Consider the following 17647-nt stretch of genomic DNA (forward strand, 5'->3'; position numbering starts at 1 on the left):
ACAAAAATATGAGGGGAAGGGTCAGGAGCTGACCCCGACTTTTATCCTGCTACAGGTAGCGCGACAGCAATGCGCCGTCCAGCCCTTCATCGAGCTGGATGCGCACGATGTGACCGCTGCCTGGGGCAATCGTGATTTCGCTGCCATCGTCCGCCAGCATACGGGCGATGGTGATGTCACGGTTGCCGCCGGGGTGCATGACTTCGATCCTGTCGCCCACCGCGAAATGGTTTTTCACGTCGACGCGCGCCCAGCCGCCGTCGATCCCCAATACATCCCCCACGTACTGGCTGCGATCGGTTTCCGAGGCGCCGCGCATATAGTTCTGGTGCGCCTGCGTGTGGTGGCGCTGGTAGAAGCCGTCCGTGTAGCCGCGGTTGGCCAGACCTTGGAGCTGGCCGAGCAGGCTTTCGTCGAACGGACGGCCGGCCACCGCATCGTCGATGGCCTTGCGGTACACCTGGGCCGTGCGTGCCGCGTAATAAGCGGACTTGGTGCGGCCTTCCACCTTCAGCGAAGTGACGCCAATCTTCACCAGGCGCTCGACGTGCTCCACCGCACGCAAGTCTTTCGAATTCATGATGTAGGTGCCGTGTTCATCTTCGAAGATCGGCATCAGCTGGCCCGGCCGGCCGGCTTCTTCCAACAGGTAGGTCTGGTTGGCCAGCGGGTGGCGCGGCTGCTGGTGCAGCACCGAGATGTCGCCGGTGGCGTCCTGGCAGCCTTCGCCCACCTTGTAGTCCCAGCGGCAGGCATTGGTGCAGGTGCCCTGGTTGGCGTCGCGGTGGTTGAAGTAGCCTGACAGGAGGCAGCGGCCCGAATAGGCCATGCACAGCGCGCCGTGCACGAAGACTTCCAGCTCCATATCCGGGCAGCGCTGGCGGATTTCCTCGATTTCGTCGAGCGACAGTTCGCGCGACAGGATCACACGCGTGAGTCCCATGCGCTGCCAGAATTTCACATCGGCCCAGTTGACGGCGTTGGCCTGCACCGAAAGGTGGACCGGCATGTCCGGCCATTCTTCGCGCACCATCATGATCAGGCCCGGGTCGGCCATGATCAGCGCGTCGGGCTGCATGGCGATGACGGGCGCCATGTCGCGCAGGTAAGTCTTGAGCTTGGCGTTGTGGGCGAAGATATTGCTGGCGACGAAGAACTGCTTGCCGCGTGCGTGGGCGCCGTCGATACCTTCCTGCAGCGCCTGCAGAGTGGAAAAGTCGTTGTTGCGCACGCGCAGGCTGTAACGCGGCTGGCCGGCATAGACGGCGTCGGCGCCGTAGTCGAAAGCGGCATTCATCTTGGCCAGGGAGCCGGCGGGCAGGAGGAGTTCGGGGGCGGTCAGCATGGCAGGCAAAATTCGCCAGCGTAGCGCTGCCGCCGATGCCTGGCCATGACCTGGATCAAGTCTGGCGCATCAAGCCGGCTGCAGTTCGCCGTACAGTGCCAGGAATTCCTGGCTTAGCTTGTGGCTGCGGTCGAGGTGGATCATCGGCAGGTTGCGCTCATGGGATTCGCGGATGCGGATCGAACTTGAGAGCTTGTTCTCGAATACCGGCAAGCCTTCTTCCTTCAACTGGTCCACCATGCGCTGCGGCAGCAGGGCGCGCGGCTGGAACTGGTTGACCACGATGCCTTCGATCTGTAGGCCTGGATTATGGTCGGCCTTGATCTCCTTGACGTTGTTGACCAGGGTGTACAGGGCCTGGCGCGAGAAGTCGTCGCAGTCGAAGGGGATCAGGCAGCTATCGGCCGCGATCAGGGCCGACTGGGTGAAGAAGTTATAGGCCGGCGGCGTGTCGACGTAGATTTCGTCGTACTCCTTTTCCAGCTCGTTCAGCGTGTCGCGCAGCTTGTAGATTTTGTGGCGCGATTCCAGTTTCGATTGCAGGTCGCCGAGTTCGGGATGGGCGATCATGATGGACAGGTTGTCGAACGGCGTGGCGTGCACGTATTCGCCGGCCGGCCTGGCGAATATGCCGTAACTAAGCATTTGCTCGAAATAGGCGCCGAGGGTGGGCGCCAGTCCCGTTGTCGCCGCCCCGAGCAGGTAACGGCTGCTGTTGCACTGCGGGTCGATATCGATCAACAGCGTGCGTTTGCCATGGTGCGCCGCGATGGCCGCCAGGTTTACCGCAATGGTCGATTTACCGACGCCGCCCTTCTGGTTGAAGATTACGCGCTTCATTTGCTGGCCCCCGCTGTGGCTAAGATTGCAACGATTCTAGCATGATGCGGCGCAGCAAAAGCAAGCGTTTATGTCTTTATGCCTTCATGCAGGAATTCGAATCCATCAGGCCGCGCAGGTAGCCGCGGCGGACCTTGCCTGCCAGGATCGCGGTTTGGGCTTTCTTCGACTGGCGCTCTGCGCCGCTCAACTTGCGCAGCCAGCCGCGGAATGGGATGGCGCCTTCCACCGTACGTGCCAGGGCGCCGGTGGCCGCGTTGCCCAAGGCCTCTTTCGAAGCGTCCATATGACTGAGCTTTTCCTCGGGAACGTCCAGGTCCGGGCCCAGCTCCTCGTCGAGGTCCGCCACCTGTGCCAGCAAGGCCGGGCAGCTCCTGTCGGACGGCGCCTTGTAGGGATTGCCGATGGCGTCGCGCAGGACCTGGGGGATTTCAATTTTGGCGATATTCAGGTCCCGCAGCGGCGTGGCGCCGATCTCCTGGATGCGGTTTTGGTCCTTGGTGGCGCACGCGCTCAGGGCCAGCGCGGCAATGGCAAGTGTCAGTCGTTGCATAGTTCTTGTGCTTAAGAAAAATGCAAGTATAACTAAGCTGGCGACAATCGATCCAGAATTGTTTTGCGGTAGCGCCGGCTCATGCGCAGGCGCTGGCCTGCCTGCAGCACGACTTCATACTCGCCGTCCTCGCGCAATGCGAGCGCGCGCACCCGTTCCAGGTTGACGATGGCCGAGCGGTGGATGCGCTGGAAACCATGCGGTGTCAATTCCCCTTCAAGGTCGGACAGGCTGCGGCGCAGCATATGCGCCCGGCCGGCTGCATGCAGGGTGGCGTAGTAGTCGCTGGCCTCGACCCAGTCGATGTCCGCAAACTTCACCACCTCGAGCGCGCTGCCATTCCTGATGATGAAGCGGCGCGTTTCTTCCGGCAGGCGCAGGCGTTCTTTCACGCGTTCCAGCACACGCTCGAAACGCTGGCCGTCGAAGGGCTTGAGCAGGTAGTCGAGGGCGCCGACTTCGAAGGCGCGCAGGGCGAACTGGTGGTGGGCAGTGACGAAGACAATGGCAAAACGCGGCGCGGGACCGATGCGATCGAGCAGCTCGAAGCCGTCGCATTCCGGCATTTCAACGTCAAGGAAGACCAGGTCGGGCCGGGCTCCCGGCAGCAGCGTCAGCGCTTCTTCCGCCGAGCCGCATTGGCCGACCACGGACATTGCCGGGTCGCGTGCCAGCAGCAGGGCGATATTACTGCGCGCCAGCGGTTCATCGTCGACAATCAGCGCGCGCAGCATCACTGCTCCCGGTACGGCAGGGTGACCGTGGCCAGCACGCCGTGCGGCACGTCGCGCAACACCAGCGACTGGGCCTCGCCGTACAGTGCCTGCAGGCGCTGGCGGGTGTTGGCCAATCCGACGCCGTCCTGGGCGCCGTCCGCCAGCGCGGGACCCTCGTTGAAAATGCTGAACGTCAGCAGCTCGCCTTCGCGCGTGGCACCGATGCGCAATTCGCCGCCCTTGGTGCGCCTGGCGATGCCGTGCTTGACCGCGTTTTCCACCAGTGGCTGCAGGACGAAGTCCGGCACTTGGGCGCGCAGCAGGGCGGCCGGGATGTCGAGGCGGCAGCGCAGGCGTTCGGCGAAGCGCAGTTGCTGGATTTCCAAGTACTTGCGCAGGAAGTCCATTTCTTCCTCAAGCGTCACGTACTGGCGCTCCGAGCGGTTAGTCACGCGCCGCAGCAGGTCGCCCAGCGATGCAACGGCGGCAATGGCTTCCTCATCCCTTTGCTCCCGGATCAGGCCGGTGACTGCATTGAGGGCGTTGAAAATGAAATGCGGCTCGATCTGCAGCCGCAGCGCCGCCAGTTGCGCTTGCGCCAGCAATTCCCGCTGCTGCGACAGGCGGCGATGGCTGTCCAGGGCGATGCCGAATGAGGCCATGGTGCTGTACAGGATGACGCTGCCCACCAGGTTGTTCACCTGCCTGTTCTTCCACAATTGCAGGAAGGGATCCGGGCCGTGGGCGTAGGCGAAGGGATTGGTCGCGTGTTCAAGCAGCGCGGCCCAGAGTGCCCACACCGCGCTGATTGCCATGCATGCCGCGCCGTGCACCAGCCATGGGGTGGCTTTCCGAGCCGGCAGCGGAAAGCGCTGCAGCAGGGAGAGCGCGAAAGGCGTGGCGCCTGCCCATACGGCCCAGCCGGCAAGGGTGACGAAGAAAAGCGTCCACCAGGCATGCTGCATGCCCATTGCCTTCATGGAGACGACTACCTGCGTCGCCTCGAACAAGCCGATGGCCAGCCATGCGCCCGCAATATAGCGCCAGGGGTGTGTAGTGTCTGCTCTCATGGGTGGCAATCATAGGGGATTTCAGGGCGGCCGGCGACGCTTTGCAGCGAAACCACGCCAGGCTGCAGCCAGTCGCATCGCGTGGCAGGAATGGCAGTGGGAGACTGCAAGCAGCGCCACCAGCGTGGCTAACCACTGGGAGAAATCATGAAGAGAAGAGAGCTGTTCCGTATTTCCGCCGCCATGGGACTGGCTGCGGCGCTGCCGGCTTTGAGCCAGGCCAAGGCGCAAGCCGCGCTGGCCGGCCCGCTGCGGCCACCCGCCGCAGGTAAGATTCCGGTCGCTTTCCTGTTGTCCGACAATGCAGTCGTGATCGACTTTGCCGGCCCTTGGGAAGTGTTTTCCAATGCCTCGATCGCCGGCTGCAATTGCGATCCGGCGTTTGAGCTCTACACCGTCGCCGCGAGCGCGGCGCCGATCACGGCCAGTGGCGGCATGACCATTGTGCCGAACTATACGATCGCCAATGCACCTGCACCGAAAGTGATCGTGATCCCGGCACAGAGTACGCGCGACCCGGCGGTGCTGGACTGGATCCGCCAGGCCTCACGCAATGCCGACCTGACCATGTCCGTTTGTACCGGCGCAACCCTGCTGGCGAGCACCGGCCTCCTTGCCGGGAAATCGGCCACCACCCACCATGGCAGCTTCAACCAGTTCGCCATGGAATTCCCGGAAGTGAAGCTGAAGCGCGGCGCGCGCTTCGTGGAGGAGGGCAATCTGGCCAGCGCAGGCGGGCTGTCCTCCGGCATCGACCTGGCGCTGCGCGTGGTGGAGCGCTATTTCGGCCGCACGGTGGCGCTCAACACGGCCAACGCGCTGGAATACCAAGGCCAGGGCTGGCTCGACCCGATGTCCAACAATGTCTATGCGAAGCGCCGCGTCTCAACCGAAAAACAGCCGCTCTGCCCTGTATGCGACATGGACGTCGACAAGGCCAGCGCTGCATCGTCTGTCTACCGTAAGCGCACCTACTACTTCTGCATGGCCGGGCACAAACAGATGTTCGACGCGGCCCCGGCAAAATTCCTTGCCGCGCTCCCCTGAGCAGGCAGCCGGTTAAGGGCAGGGACTAAAGCGCCGTCACATCAAAGACGGCCTGCGCGAACTCGCGCGGTGCCTCTTGCGGCAGGTTATGCCCAATACCGCCCGTGAGCGTGCGATGCCGGTACTTGCCGGTGAACTTCCTGGCGTAGGCTGCAGGCGGCGCGTGCGGGGCGCCGTTGGCGTCGCCTTCCATGGTGATCGAAGGCACCCCGATCGCGGGGGCGCCAGCCAGCTTCGCTTCCAATGCGTCGTATCTGCGTTCGCCATCGGCCAGGCCGAGGCGCCAACGGTAGTTGTGGATCACGATGTCGACGTGGTCCGGGTTGTCGAAGGCCGCGGCGCTGCGGGCGAAGGTCGCTTCGTCGAAGGCCCATTTCGGCGAAGCGGTCTTCCAGATCAGGCGATTGAAATCCTTGCGGTTGGCTTCATATCCCAGCCGGCCACGCTCGGTGGCGAAGTAGTACTGGTACCACCACTCGTATTCGGCCTGCGGCGGCAGCGGTTTCCTGTTGCCGGCCGGCGTGCCGATCAGGTAGCCGCTGACCGAGACCAGTCCCTTGCAGCGTTCCGGGAACAGGGCGGCGATGATGCAGGCCGTGCGTGCTCCCCAGTCGAAGGCGCCGAGGATGGCGTTCTCGATGTTCAACGCATCCATCATGCCGACGATGTCGAGCGCCACGGCGGTCTGCTGGGCGTTGCGGAAGCTGTCTTTCGACAGGAAGCGCGTGTTGCCGTGGCCGCGCAGGTAAGGCATGAGCACCCGGTAGCCGGCGCCGGCCAGCAGCGGGGCAACCTCTTCGAAGCTGTGGATGTCGTAAGGCCAGCCGTGCAGCAGGATGACTGGCTGGCCGCTTGCCGGCCCCAGTTCTGCGTAGCCGATTTCCAGCTCGGCCGTGCGGACAGTACGGATCGTGCCGAGCGAACGGCCGGCACTGGCGGGCAAAGCGGCTGCCTGCGCCATGGGTGCCAGCGTGGCCAGGCCGGCCATTGCAAGCAATCCACCCAGCAGGGAACGGCGTTGCGTATCGATCGTTTTGTCCAAAGCTTCCTCCGCTGTGTTGTAGTTGGGCTCAGTATAGGAAGGAAACGTATCTGGATTGTGTCACGGTATATCATGTCTGTAGTTTCAAGAATTGGACTTCGCATGCTTATCGTGACTCACAGCGGCAAGTTCCACGCGGACGATGCGTGGGCAGTCGCTGTCCTGAATATTTTGTATCCCGGTGCCGGGATCGTCCGCACGCGCGACCAGGCCATCATCGACACGGCCGACTTTGCCGTCGATGTGGGTGGCGTGTGGGATCCGGCCGCCGGCCGCTTCGACCATCATCAGAAGGGCTTCGACGTTGCACGCCAGAGCGGCGTGCCATACGCCAGCGCGGGACTGGTCTGGCGCGAGTATGGCGCGCGCTGCGTGAGTGCCCTGGCACTGGCGCACACCGGGCACCAGCTCGCGGAAGGCCAGGCGCGCGAGATCGCCTACGGCATCGATGCCGACGTGGTGCAATATCTCGACCTGTCGGACGTTGGCGCGGCAAAGAGCGCACCGGGCGGCTATGGCCTGTCGGCGGTGATTTCCGGCTACAACACCAACTGGCTCGATGAGCAAAGGCTGGGTTACGGCGAGGCGGCGGACGCGTTCCGGCTATCGCAGTTCCGCCGCGCGATGGCCGTGCTGACCGATGTCATGGTGAATGCCGTCAAATACCGGGTCGGCGCCTTGCTGGCGGTGGAGCAAGTACGCCAGGCCGAAGTGCTGGAGGGCGGCAAGCTGCTATTCCTGAAAAACGGCGCGTTGCCGTGGAGCCAGGTGGTGCGCAAGGAAATGCCGAAAGTGCTGTTCGTGATCAGCTACAGCATTGCCGAGCAGCGCCACCTGCTGCACGCCGTCCCGGCCAGCCCCGACAGTTTCGATGCGCGGGCCGATTTGCCTGCGGCCTGGGCCGGCTTGCGCGATGCCGAACTGGCGGCAGTGACCGGCGTGCCGGACGCCGGCTTTTGCCACAACGGCAGGTTCATTGCCTCCGCCACGTCGTATGCGGGAATCCGGGCCATGGCATCCCTCGCGCTGAAAGACGTCGAGGGATAAGCCCGGGCGCGGTCAGCCGCGTTTAGTTGCCGCAGCCAAGATTGCGGATGCGCTCATACGCCGCCCTGGCCTGCACCAGGCCGTAACCGTAGTACGGGTCGCGGCCTGGCGCACCCAGGTCAAGCGCAGACTTGTTGAGCGAGCTGCGGATCTGGCTCGCGCTGCATTTCGGGAAGTAGCTCCACACCAGCGCTGCCACCGCCGATACGTGCGGCGTCGCCATCGAGGTGCCGTCGTACAGGGCGTAGTTGGTGGCGATCACCTTCAGGCTGGCTTGCTGGCCAAGTTGCGCCACCAGGCTGGCGCCATCGGTATCGGAGACGCCGACCGACGGGATATTCGTCACCATGCCGCCCAGCGTGCCGTTCAAGCCGCCCGCCACATTGTTGTAGACCACGGCACCCACGCCGCCGCTGGCCTGGCAGTTGGCGACCTTGGCGCCGAACGATATCGTGCCGCGCTGGATCAGGCAGATCTTGCCGGCCATGGCGTTGTCGGTTGCCGTGCCAAGGCCGAAGTCGGCCACTGGCGCGGTGACGGCGCCGGCCGGCGATCCATCCATCACGCGCGAAGCGTAGCGCGTTGCGCCCACCTTCAATTCGGTTTCGCGGCCGCCGCCCATGGGTACGGTCGACAGCACGCTGACACCCGGCGCCGACAGCTCGACTTTCGGCGTGAATTGCGAGAAGCCGGCAATCTTCATGTCCTGGTCCAGGGCGCCGATCGACATCACGCTGCTATAGCCGGCAGGATAGGACTGCGTATTGTTGCCGTCATTGCCGGCCGCCGCAATCGACAGCACGCCGCGTTTGGCCAGGCCGGCGAAGGCGCGCTCTTCCGCAATGCTGGGGTCCGCGCCGCCGAGCGACATGCTGATGACGTTGGCGCCCGCAGCGCCGCACTTGTTGGCTGCCGCGATCAGGGTCGAGGTGTAGGCCCAGCCATCGACGCCGAACACCTTGACGATGTGCAGCTTCAGCTGGCGGCCCGGATTGACGCCGACCACGCCGGTGCCGGCATTGTTGATGGCGGCAACCGTGCCTGCCACGTGGGTGCCGTGGTGGTTCTCGTCGGTGAACCAGTCGCCGGTGCCGGGATTGGTGTTGCCGGTGACGCGGTTGCCCTGCAAATCTTCATGCGCCAGGTCGATGCCGGAGTCGATGATGCAGAGCGTGCGGTTGCTGGCATAGCTGTCCGGCAGCTGGTCGGCCTGCACCATCGGAATGCCATAGGGTACTTGCTGGCCCAGCAGGTAGGGCGCGCCGGTGGACGGGGTGCTGCTGGCGAAGGGAACGCGCTTGCGGTCCTCTTCCACGAAGTCGATTTGTGCGTTGCCGCGCAGGGAGGCCACGGCATCGGCCGGGACTTCGGCGGCAGTGGCGTTAATATCGGGCATCTCCTGCACCACTTTACCGCGCGCTGCTGCGAGCGCAGCCTTGCCGTTGGCTGCGCCGCCGGCCTTGAAGCCGACAATCACGCGTACGGTGCCGTCTGCGGCACTGGCGATGGGAAAGTGGCTGCTGACGGCAGCGGCCAGCACGGTCATGGCGAATGTGATGCGGGTATTTCCGGTATGTTTTTTGAACATGATTAGTCCTGGGAATCGTGTGTGGATGAAAGGCCTTGGACACCAGAAGCGCGACAGCCGCGCGTAGCAGCTATCAAAACCGATGCTAGAGGGCTTCTGTCATTTTGGTCAATCGTGACGCTTAGTTAAGCTGATACGAGCGACCAGGAAACCACACATGTTCCGAGGTGCAATAAAAAACGCCACCCGCAGGTGGCGTTCCTTGTGGCCGCGGGGCTGGCTTAGAACTGGTTCATGGTGTTGTCTTTGCCGGCCGCCTTCAGCGCAGCTTCGCCGCTGAAGTATTCCTTGTGGTCGTCGCCGATATCGGAGCCGGACATGTTCTGGTGCTTGACGCAGGCGATGCCCTGGCGGATTTCCTTGCGCTGCACACCGGCCACGTAGCCCAGCATGCCCTGGTCGCCGAAGTATTCCTTGGCCAGGTTGTCGGTCGACAGGGCCGCGGTGTGGTAGGTCGGCAGGGTGATCAGGTGGTGGAAGATGCCGGCTTCGCGGGCTGCATCAGCCTGGAAGGTGCGGATCTTCTCGTCGGCCTCGATCGCCAGCGCGGTATTGTCGTACTCTGCGCTCATCAGTGCGGCGCGGTCGTAGGCCGACACGTCCTGGCCGGCTTCCTTCATGCGGTCGTAAGCTTGCTGGCGGAAGTTCAGGGTCCAGTTGAACGATGGGCTGTTGTTGTACACCAGCTTGGCGTTCGGGATGACCTTGCGGATTTCCTTGACCATGCCGCCGATCTGGCCGATGTGCGGCTTCTCGGTTTCGATCCACAGCAGGTCGGCGCCGTTCTGCAGCGAGGTGATGCAGTCCAGGACGCAGCGCGCTTCGCCGGTGCCGGAACGGAACTGGAACAGGTTGGAAGGCAGGCGCTTGGGACGCAGCAGCTTGCCGTCGCGCTTGATGATCACGTCGCCGTTGCCCAGTGCGTCGGCCGACACTTCGTCGCAATCGAGGAAAGAGTTGTACTGGTCGCCCAGGTCGCCTGGCTTGCTGGTGACGGCGATCTGCTTGGTCAGGCCGGCGCCCAGCGAGTCGGTACGGGCCACGATGATGCCGTCATCCACGCCCAGTTCCAGGAAGGCGTAGCGCACAGCGCGGATCTTGGCCAGGAAGTCTTCATGCGGCACGGTGACCTTGCCATCCTGGTGGCCGCACTGCTTCTCGTCGGATACCTGGTTCTCGATCTGGATGCAGCAGGCGCCGGCTTCGATGAACTGCTTGGCCAGCAGGTAGGTTGCTTCCGCATTGCCGAAACCGGCGTCGATGTCGGCGATGATCGGCACCACATGGGTCACGTGGTTGTCGATCTTTTCCTGGATGGCTTTCTTGGCGTCGCCGCTGGCGGCATCCAGTTGGCGGAACAGGCCGCCCAGCTCGCGTGCATCGGCCTGGCGCAGGAAGGTGTACAGCTCCTTGATCAGGGCCGACACGGCAGTCTTTTCGTGCATGGACTGGTCAGGCAGCGGGCCGAACTCGGAGCGCAGCGCAGCGACCATCCAGCCCGACAGGTAAAGGTAGCGGCGATCGGTGCTGTTGAAGTGCTTCTTGATCGAAATCATTTTTTGCTGGCCGATGAAACCGTGCCAGCAGCCCAGGGACTGGGTGTACTGGGACGGGTCGGCATCGTAGCGGGCCATGTCGGCGCGCATGATCTTGGCGGTGTAGCGGGCAATGTCCAGGCCGGTCTTGAACTTGTTCTGGGCGCGCATGCGGGCGGCCGCTTCAGGGCTGATGGCGTTCCAGGCGCTGCCGTTGCGTTCCTTCAAGGCTGCAATGGCTTGGATGTCGTCTTGATAGTGGGACATGGTCTATTCCTAGCAAAAAAGCGGATTAAAAAAGGCGAAGCACTGGAATAATGATAGGCCGTTCTTTTGCGATGCACCATGTCTTATATAAGACATATAAGCTATATTTTATTCTTTAAATTCAATGTGTTAATTTGCGCTTTCCATGATATAAAATGTCTTTTCGCGAAATGAACTGTTCGGTATGGTGCGGCGCCAAGCGATTTCCTGCGATGTGGAATCGAATTTCCGCAATGTGGAATAGCGCGAAAAGTGGTGTAGGCAAAAATAACGGAGCAGCCCGCCATGGCCGCCTTTGAAACCATGCGCGGGACTAAGGGCTTTACCGCAAGAGGCGTGCGATCCCGATGCGGGGCGCCCTGGATAAGCCGCAGAAGGAGCTGGTCGTTGACAGCAAGGCCGCGGCCAATTGACGCGGCGCGCCTGGCTAGGCTTATTGTGGCAGGACTGGCATGACGCCGCTTTGGCCGTCCTCGCTGTCGACGTTGCCGAAGTGGATTTCAAGGTCCTGTGTCGGACGGAAGTTCTGCAGGCGCACTTGGTAAGTGCGCGCGTCGATTTTCCTGAACGTGCCAGGGAAGCACAGGCTGATCAGCTCGTCCGGCTTGCGTTTGATGATGTTGAGCGTGAAGTCTTCGATGCCGCGCTTCCAGGTGTTCCCCGTGGTGAGGATATACGACACGTTGTGCGTGTTGACGTAACCGTTGTTGCGCGCTGCAACCTTGGCGCGTGCGTTCAGGTAGCTTTGGTCGGTGCAGTAGATTTTCGCGAAATCTTCGTGCATGCCCGATTCGCCAGGACCGCCGGCGACGAAGGGGCGGTAATCATGGTGAACGCGGACCACCTTGTTGGCGGGGAATTTCTGGCGCCAGACGTAATTGACTTCCACCATCCAGGTCGGCTCACGGGTTTCCTGATCCAGCAAGCCCAGTTCGATCATCTGCCGGGCTTGCTGTTCCTTGAAGGCGGCGACCTTGCCGGATTTGCTGGCGAAGGTGGGCGTGTAGGCGATCTCCCGGTTGCTGAAGCCGAGCTTTCGCAGTTGCGCAGTGACGTCCTTGCCTTCAGGCGAGCGGGCCACCAGCCTGCTCTGGAATGCAACCGGCTTGCCGTCTACCCGAATGGAAAAGCCGTCAGGCTGGCCATAGTAGGTGTCACTGTCCTGTTGCGCGGCCGGGTAGGGTGGCAGCGGGAACACGATGGTTTCCTCGACCTCGTTGGCTGACTCATTCAGGAATTCATAATCGACGCTGATCAGGTTGTGGCTGATGTTCAGCACTTCCTTTTTCATGGCAATGGCGTCGGTCTTGCCAAATACAATGCCGCCGACGCCAACTGCGGCAATACCGTCGTTGGCCAGGGCAGTGGTGGGGAGGGCGAGCGCCGCGATGGCGAGCTGCAGGAGTTTCTTCATGGCCAGAATTATATTGCCAACAATGGCATTGCTGCGCGCCCCGTGCTTGGCGATGGCGCTAGATTGGGGATTTCGACAGGGAGAGCGGCCATGACTATCAAAGGAAGTTGCCACTGCGGCGCCGTCGCATTCGAGATCGATGGCGAAATTCCCGCCCAGCTCACGCGCTGTACTTGCTCGTTCTGCGCCAAGCGCGGCGCCGTCACCGCCGCCTTCGCCCCGGAACGATTCCGCCTGGTGCCGCCGCCCAGCGGCGACAGCATTTATCGCTGGCAGACCCGTCAGGTGGCACATCATTTTTGCCCCATGTGCGGCTGCGCTACCTTTACCGATTCGCCGGCCTACCAGACCGACGGAAGCTGGGACGGGCACAGCCGGCGCATCGTGGTGAACGCGCGCCTGTTCGACGGTTTCGATGCCGCCACGGCGGCCGTCACCGTGATCGATGGAAAGCACCTCTGGTAAGCCGGGGATTGCAACAAAGAATTTTCACTGTGGCAAGTTCCTGGTTATATACTTGATAACCTCTATCTCTTTATAGGAACTACCAAGAGTGAAGCTAATTACCGCCATCATGCTCAGCGCAGGGATCCTGTCGCCAGCATTTGCCGCCGCGCCAGCCGTGCCGGCCAAGACCGCCCCTAGCAAGGCCCCGGCTACCAAGGCTGCCGCAGTCAAAGTTGCCTCGGTTGAAGGAATTACCGAATACCGCCTGGCCAACGGCCTGCGCGTGCTGCTGTTCCCGGACGCGAGCAAGCCGACCCTGACCACCAACATCGTCTACATGGTCGGTTCGCGCCACGAAAACTATGGCGAGACCGGCATGGCCCACTTGCTGGAACACTTGCTGTTCAAGCCGACCGCCAATTTCGGCATCAAGAAGGGCAGCAAGACGCCGGTGGAGGTGCTGAACCAGACCGGCGGCCGCTTCAACGGCACCACCTGGTATGACCGCACCAATTACTTCTCGACCTTCCCGGCCAACGACGACAACCTGAAGCTGATGCTGGAGCTGGAAGCGGACCGCATGGTCAATTCGCCGATCAGCCAGGACGACCTGTGGAACAACCAGACCCAGAAAGGGGAAATGACGGTCGTGCGCAACGAGTTCGAGCGGGGCGAGAGCGATCCTTTCCGCGTTACCCTCGAGCGCACGATGTCGGTCGCCTTCGACTGGCACAATTACGGCAAATCGACCATCGGCGCCCGCTCCGACATTGAAGGCGTGAGCATCGAGCGCCTGCGCGCGTTCTACCAGCGCTACTACCAGCCGGACAACGCGATCCTGATGGTCGCCGGCCGTTTCGACGAAGCCAGGGTGCTGGCCCAGATCAACGAACTGTTCGGCAAGATTCCAAAGCCGGCCCGCGTACTGGCCCCGACCTATACCGCGGAACCGACCCAGGACGGCGAACGTTCGGTCACCATCCGCCGCACCGGCGGCACCCAGATCGTGGCCGCCGGCTACCACGTGGCGCCGGCCAGCCATATCGATGCGTCAGCCTTGCAGGTGCTGGGCCGTATCCTGTCCGAAGCACCGGGTGGCCGCCTGCACAAGACCCTGGTCGATGCCAAGCTGGCGTCTTCCGTGATGGACCTGAATTTCAACCAGATGGAACCGGGCTACCACCTGTTCGCTGCAGTAGTGCCGAAAGACGGCCAGACCGCAGCCGTGGAAGAGGCGATGCTGAAGGCGCTGGAAGACATCAAGTCCCACCCGGTCACCGAAGCTGAAGTGGAGCGCGCCAAGGCTTCGATCGCCAAGGACATTGACCAGACCGTCAATGACACCGCCCGTTTCACCATCGCCCTGACATCGGCGCAAGCCGCCGGCGACTGGCGCCTGTTCTACCAGCGCCGCGACCAGGTCGAGAAAGTCGATGCGGCAGCAGTGCAGGCCGTGGCGCTGAAGTACCTGAAGCCGTCGAACCGCACGCTGGCGCGCTTCATCCCGACCGATGCAGCCGACCGTACCGAAGTGCCGAAAACGCCGGATGTCGCGGCAATGGTCAAGGACTATAAGGGCCGCGCAGCCATCGCCCAGGGCGAAGTGTTCGACCCGAGCCCCGACAATATCGAAAAGCGCACCCAGCGTTCGGTCCTGGCCAACGGCATGAAGCTCGCGCTGCTGTCAAAGAGCACCAAGGGCAACACGGTCAGCGCGTCGATTCAACTGCGCATGGGCACTGCCGAGAACCTGGCGGGCAAGGCCGTCATTGGCGACCTGACCGCCTCGTTGCTGTTGAGCGGCACGGAGCGCCTGTCGCGCCAGGAAGTCAAGGATGCACTCGACAAGCTGAAGGCAAGTGTTAACATCAACGGTGGCGCCGAAGGCGTGACGGTCAACGTCACCACCACGCGCGACAACCTGGCGGCAGTGCTGGACTTGCTGGGCGAATCGCTGACCAAACCGGCCTTCACGGCAAAGGACTTCTCCGAGCAGCAACGCGACATGATCTCGGGTACCGAGCAGCAACTGACCGAGCCGCAACCCCTGGCCAGCAATGCGATGCAGCGCCTGACCAATACTTTCCCGGCCGGCCATGTGCGCTACACCATGACCTTGCCGGAGCTCCTGGCGGAACAGAAAGCTGCGACCGTGGAACAAGTCAAGGCCTTCCACCAGGCCTACTATGGCGCCGGCGATGCCACCCTGTCCGTGGTGGGCGACTTCGACGCCGCCGCCGTGCAGGCGCAAGCGGCCAGGCTGTTCGGCAACTGGAAGGCGCAGCAGCCCTACGCCCGTATCGCCAGCGTCCTGAAGCCGGTCGCCGGCCAGAGCATTGCGCTGGAAACACCGGACAAGGCCAACTCGGTCCTGTTCGCGATCCAGCCGGTGCCGATGAAGGATGATGCGGCCGTCTACCCGGCCCTGTTGATGGGCAACTACATGCTCGGCGGCGGTGCATTACGCAGCCGGTTGGCCGACCGCATCCGCCAGAAAGAAGGCTTGTCCTACGGCGTGGGTTCGCAACTGTCGGTGCCAGCGCGCGACCCGGCCGGCTTGTGGCTGGCCTTTGCGATCAGCGCGCCGCAAAACACTGCCAAGGTGGAAGCTGCGCTGCGCGAAGAGCTGGGTAAGGCGCTCAAGGATGGCTTTACCGACGCTGAACTGGCCGATGCCAAGAAAGCCTGGCTGCAATCGCAGGAGGTGGGCCGTACCGGCGACGCGGGCCTGGCCGGCCGCCTGGCGGGCTACCTGAGCTTTGACCGCACCATGGCCTTCGACAAGGAGCTGGAAGCCAAAGTCAGCGCCCTGACGGTGGCCCAGGTCAACGAAGCATTGCGGGCCAACCTGAAGCCGGAAGCGGTTTCGGTGATCAAGGCCGGTGACTTCGCCAAGTCCGCTGCCGGCGCTGCCGGTGCGGCGCCGGCCTCGAGGCCGTAAGCGAGGCCTCCCCGCCGCCTGGCGCGGCGGGGCTTCTCCGCGGGTCCCGGCCCGAAAAAAAACGCCGATCGCAAGGATCGGCGTTTTCAGTTCAGGCCCAGCTTAAGACTTGCGTGGCTTGCGGCGCGCAACCGCGATGCCGGCCAGGCCCAGGGACAGCAGCAGCATGCTGGCCGGTTCCGGTACGTCGGAAGGCGTGGTGGTATTGGTGAAAGAGAAGCTCAGGTCGTTAAATTCGAAGGGACCGTTGTACAAGTCTTCAAAGCTTACCAAGGTGGTGTCGGGAAGCCAGTTGCCCTGTACTCGCGCGTGGAACGAGCCGTCCGGGTTGCGGCCGGCCAAGCCCGTGAAGTAGTCCGTATTGGTGTTGTTGACGTGCAGGCGGAAGACGAGTTCGGTACCAAGGGCAAAGCTGCCGAGGTCCACGGTCGCGCCAATGGCGGAGCTGTGGTTATTGAACAGGAAGATATCGTTACCCGCGATGCCATCGTTGGTAACCAGGTAAAGATCGTTGCTGTAGGCAGCGGAATTGCCCTCATAGCGCGCGACGATATTGGCGGTGCTGCCGACCAGCACCGGGTTGCCCTCGGTGCCGGCAGTAGCGATCGGGAAGGCCAAGGCGGACAGCGGGGCAAGCAGGGCAACGGCGGCCAGGAGCTGACGAACGGTTTTCATATTGAGTCCTAAAGAAAAAGAGACTCAGCAGCGTTAGCACAAATCATGCCATAGAAATAATATTGCCGGTTTTACTTGTAGTTACAAGTAGTTATGTATTGTTTTACTAGTGAAATTAATTGACTGAATGGCAATGTGTAAAAATTCCCGACAAAAACAAGAACGCCGATCGCAAGGATCGGCGTTCTCGCAAGCGGGGCGCGCTTAGAAGTAGAAGTTGCCCGAGACGCCGACGTGGTCGGCTTTCACTTCGCCCCAGCCGTATCCACGCTTGACTTCGAGCTTTTCGTTCACGTAGCGCACTTTGACGCTCAGTTGCGGCGTGAACAGGTACTCCGCTTCCACGACGCCGCTCAGGGTATTGTCGAACTTCACATCGTCGATTTCGCCAGCGCCGCTACCGCTCAGCTTGGCGCCGGTGACATAGCGCAGGCCGGTGCCGATCTTCCAGTTCTGGTTGATGTGGTAGAAGGCCAGGGCTTCGATCGGGAAGCGCTGGAACTTCATGCTGCCATTGCGCGCGGACTGGTCGTCCACATGGAAATTCACGCTGGTTTGTACGGAAAACTGTTCATCGATGCGGAAATCCACGCCGCCGGTGAAGTACACGCCGCCGCCGGCACGGATGTTGGCGGAGTCGCCATTGGTGTACTCGGCGGTGGCCAGCTTGTCGCCGCCGGCGGTGATGCCCAGGCCGACAAAGCCATGCACGGTTCTTGCCGGTTCGGCAGCGTTCTGGGCATAGGAGGAAGAGGCGATCGCCAGTGCCGCGAGGGCGAATACAGCTTTTTTCATGCTAATAACTTCTTGTTTAGAAAGTATTGAAAAGGACTTCACTTCGGAGGCTGCGGGGGCCGCAGCTGCGGCAGGGAAGGGGGAAGCGCGATAGTAGCATGTTGATACTTACTGAAAATGCGCTAATTCTCACAATCCAAAGACCAGCGCACAAACGAAAAACGCCGACCACAAAGATCGGCGTTTTCACTTTTTATTCTTGGTGGCCCGGGGCGGAATCGAACCACCGACACAAGGATTTTCAGTCCTCTGCTCTACCAACTGAGCTACCAGGCCAAGAGGCAGCATTATAGCAGGGAATCCTTGGTTTGCAATAGCCTTTTTT

15 protein-coding genes and 1 tRNA gene are annotated in these 17647 nt (G+C 62.2%); 4 read left to right on the forward strand and 12 right to left on the reverse strand.

The annotated features are described in order from the left end of the window. Positions 1 to 49: 49 nt before the first annotated feature. From trhP to ACWBU6_RS05490, 5 genes are all read right to left on the reverse strand, one after another. A complete protein-coding gene (trhP, locus tag ACWBU6_RS05470) occupies positions 50 to 1345 on the reverse strand; it encodes a prephenate-dependent tRNA uridine(34) hydroxylase TrhP (RefSeq protein WP_452647828.1) in 1296 nt (431 codons plus the stop codon). Between the two features lie 69 nt (positions 1346 to 1414). Beyond that, a complete protein-coding gene (locus ACWBU6_RS05475; protein ID WP_452647829.1) occupies positions 1415 to 2185 on the reverse strand; it encodes a ParA family protein in 771 nt (256 codons plus the stop codon). A 76-nt stretch (positions 2186 to 2261) separates the two neighbouring features. Then, the gene (locus tag ACWBU6_RS05480) at positions 2262 to 2738 is read right to left on the reverse strand and encodes a hypothetical protein (protein WP_452647830.1); all 477 of its coding nucleotides are present in this window, start codon (positions 2736 to 2738) and stop codon (positions 2262 to 2264) included. A gap of 32 nt (positions 2739 to 2770) precedes the next feature. Further along, positions 2771 to 3472 carry a LytR/AlgR family response regulator transcription factor gene (locus ACWBU6_RS05485; protein ID WP_452647831.1) on the reverse strand — a complete coding sequence of 234 codons (702 nt, stop codon included), beginning with the start codon at positions 3470 to 3472 and terminating at the stop codon, positions 2771 to 2773. Next, complete coding sequence (locus ACWBU6_RS05490) at positions 3472 to 4524, reverse strand: sensor histidine kinase (RefSeq protein WP_452647832.1); 1053 nt, start codon at positions 4522 to 4524, stop codon at positions 3472 to 3474. The genes ACWBU6_RS05485 and ACWBU6_RS05490 overlap by 1 nt, the downstream gene beginning before the upstream one ends. Before the next feature lie 147 nt (positions 4525 to 4671). On the opposite strand from ACWBU6_RS05490, the gene ACWBU6_RS05495 reads away from it, so the two are divergent. Further along, positions 4672 to 5571: a DJ-1/PfpI family protein gene (locus ACWBU6_RS05495; protein WP_452647833.1), complete on the forward strand. Its 900-nt coding sequence runs from the start codon at positions 4672 to 4674 to the stop codon at positions 5569 to 5571. A 25-nt stretch (positions 5572 to 5596) separates the two neighbouring features. Here ACWBU6_RS05495 and ACWBU6_RS05500 read toward each other — a convergent pair whose 3' ends face one another. Then, positions 5597 to 6613 (reverse strand): alpha/beta fold hydrolase, encoded by a 1017-nt coding sequence (locus ACWBU6_RS05500; RefSeq protein ID WP_452647834.1) that lies wholly within the window; start codon positions 6611 to 6613, stop codon positions 5597 to 5599. A gap of 102 nt (positions 6614 to 6715) precedes the next feature. Between ACWBU6_RS05500 and ACWBU6_RS05505 the strand changes: the two genes are divergently transcribed. Further along, positions 6716 to 7660, forward strand: a complete 945-nt coding sequence (locus tag ACWBU6_RS05505; RefSeq protein WP_452647835.1) for an MYG1 family protein — start codon at positions 6716 to 6718, stop codon at positions 7658 to 7660. 22 nt (positions 7661 to 7682) lie between these two features. On the opposite strand, the gene ACWBU6_RS05510 is transcribed toward ACWBU6_RS05505, so the two are convergent. From ACWBU6_RS05510 to ACWBU6_RS05520, 3 genes are all read right to left on the reverse strand, one after another. Beyond that, positions 7683 to 9248 carry a S8 family serine peptidase gene (locus ACWBU6_RS05510; protein ID WP_452647836.1) on the reverse strand — a complete coding sequence of 522 codons (1566 nt, stop codon included), beginning with the start codon at positions 9246 to 9248 and terminating at the stop codon, positions 7683 to 7685. Between the two features lie 221 nt (positions 9249 to 9469). After that, positions 9470 to 11050: an isocitrate lyase gene (locus tag ACWBU6_RS05515; protein WP_452647837.1), complete on the reverse strand. Its 1581-nt coding sequence runs from the start codon at positions 11048 to 11050 to the stop codon at positions 9470 to 9472. A 433-nt stretch (positions 11051 to 11483) separates the two neighbouring features. Next, positions 11484 to 12464 (reverse strand): DUF4424 family protein, encoded by a 981-nt coding sequence (locus ACWBU6_RS05520; protein ID WP_452647838.1) that lies wholly within the window; start codon positions 12462 to 12464, stop codon positions 11484 to 11486. 90 nt (positions 12465 to 12554) lie between these two features. Here ACWBU6_RS05520 and ACWBU6_RS05525 point away from each other — a divergent pair, with 90 nt between their 5' ends. Next, positions 12555 to 12929 (forward strand): GFA family protein, encoded by a 375-nt coding sequence (locus ACWBU6_RS05525; RefSeq protein WP_452647839.1) that lies wholly within the window; start codon positions 12555 to 12557, stop codon positions 12927 to 12929. Between the two features lie 88 nt (positions 12930 to 13017). After that, positions 13018 to 15852 carry a M16 family metallopeptidase gene (locus ACWBU6_RS05530; RefSeq protein WP_452647840.1) on the forward strand — a complete coding sequence of 945 codons (2835 nt, stop codon included), beginning with the start codon at positions 13018 to 13020 and terminating at the stop codon, positions 15850 to 15852. Between the two features lie 102 nt (positions 15853 to 15954). On the opposite strand, the gene ACWBU6_RS05535 is transcribed toward ACWBU6_RS05530, so the two are convergent. From ACWBU6_RS05535 to ACWBU6_RS05545, 3 genes are all read right to left on the reverse strand, one after another. Beyond that, on the reverse strand, positions 15955 to 16527 hold the full coding sequence (locus ACWBU6_RS05535) for a PEP-CTERM sorting domain-containing protein (RefSeq protein WP_452647841.1): 573 nt from the start codon (positions 16525 to 16527) through the stop codon (positions 15955 to 15957). A 204-nt stretch (positions 16528 to 16731) separates the two neighbouring features. Next, positions 16732 to 17322: an outer membrane beta-barrel protein gene (locus ACWBU6_RS05540; RefSeq protein ID WP_452647842.1), complete on the reverse strand. Its 591-nt coding sequence runs from the start codon at positions 17320 to 17322 to the stop codon at positions 16732 to 16734. Positions 17323 to 17522: 200 nt separating this feature from the next. Then, a tRNA-Phe gene (locus ACWBU6_RS05545) sits at positions 17523 to 17598 on the reverse strand. Positions 17599 to 17647: the final 49 nt, after the last annotated feature.

It is taken from the genome of Pseudoduganella sp. HUAS MS19 (assembly GCF_053615455.1).

What these genes read in the sequence shown, in the direction of transcription:
- ACWBU6_RS05535 (WP_452647841.1), bottom strand. Translation starts at nt 16,527, where the DNA reads ATGAAAACCGTTCGTCAGCTCCTGGCCGCCGTTGCCCTGCTTGCCCCG.
- ACWBU6_RS05480 (WP_452647830.1), bottom strand. Translation starts at nt 2,738, where the DNA reads ATGCAACGACTGACACTTGCCATTGCCGCGCTGGCCCTGAGCGCGTGC.
- ACWBU6_RS05515 (WP_452647837.1), bottom strand. Translation starts at nt 11,050, where the DNA reads ATGTCCCACTATCAAGACGACATCCAAGCCATTGCAGCCTTGAAGGAA.
- ACWBU6_RS05505 (WP_452647835.1), top strand. Translation starts at nt 6,716, where the DNA reads ATGCTTATCGTGACTCACAGCGGCAAGTTCCACGCGGACGATGCGTGG.
- ACWBU6_RS05495 (WP_452647833.1), top strand. Translation starts at nt 4,672, where the DNA reads ATGAAGAGAAGAGAGCTGTTCCGTATTTCCGCCGCCATGGGACTGGCT.
- ACWBU6_RS05525 (WP_452647839.1), top strand. Translation starts at nt 12,555, where the DNA reads ATGACTATCAAAGGAAGTTGCCACTGCGGCGCCGTCGCATTCGAGATC.
- ACWBU6_RS05540 (WP_452647842.1), bottom strand. Translation starts at nt 17,322, where the DNA reads ATGAAAAAAGCTGTATTCGCCCTCGCGGCACTGGCGATCGCCTCTTCC.
- ACWBU6_RS05485 (WP_452647831.1), bottom strand. Translation starts at nt 3,472, where the DNA reads ATGCTGCGCGCGCTGATTGTCGACGATGAACCGCTGGCGCGCAGTAAT.
- trhP (WP_452647828.1), bottom strand. Translation starts at nt 1,345, where the DNA reads ATGCTGACCGCCCCCGAACTCCTCCTGCCCGCCGGCTCCCTGGCCAAG.
- ACWBU6_RS05475 (WP_452647829.1), bottom strand. Translation starts at nt 2,185, where the DNA reads ATGAAGCGCGTAATCTTCAACCAGAAGGGCGGCGTCGGTAAATCGACC.
- ACWBU6_RS05520 (WP_452647838.1), bottom strand. Translation starts at nt 12,464, where the DNA reads ATGAAGAAACTCCTGCAGCTCGCCATCGCGGCGCTCGCCCTCCCCACC.
- ACWBU6_RS05510 (WP_452647836.1), bottom strand. Translation starts at nt 9,248, where the DNA reads ATGTTCAAAAAACATACCGGAAATACCCGCATCACATTCGCCATGACC.
- ACWBU6_RS05490 (WP_452647832.1), bottom strand. Translation starts at nt 4,524, where the DNA reads ATGAGAGCAGACACTACACACCCCTGGCGCTATATTGCGGGCGCATGG.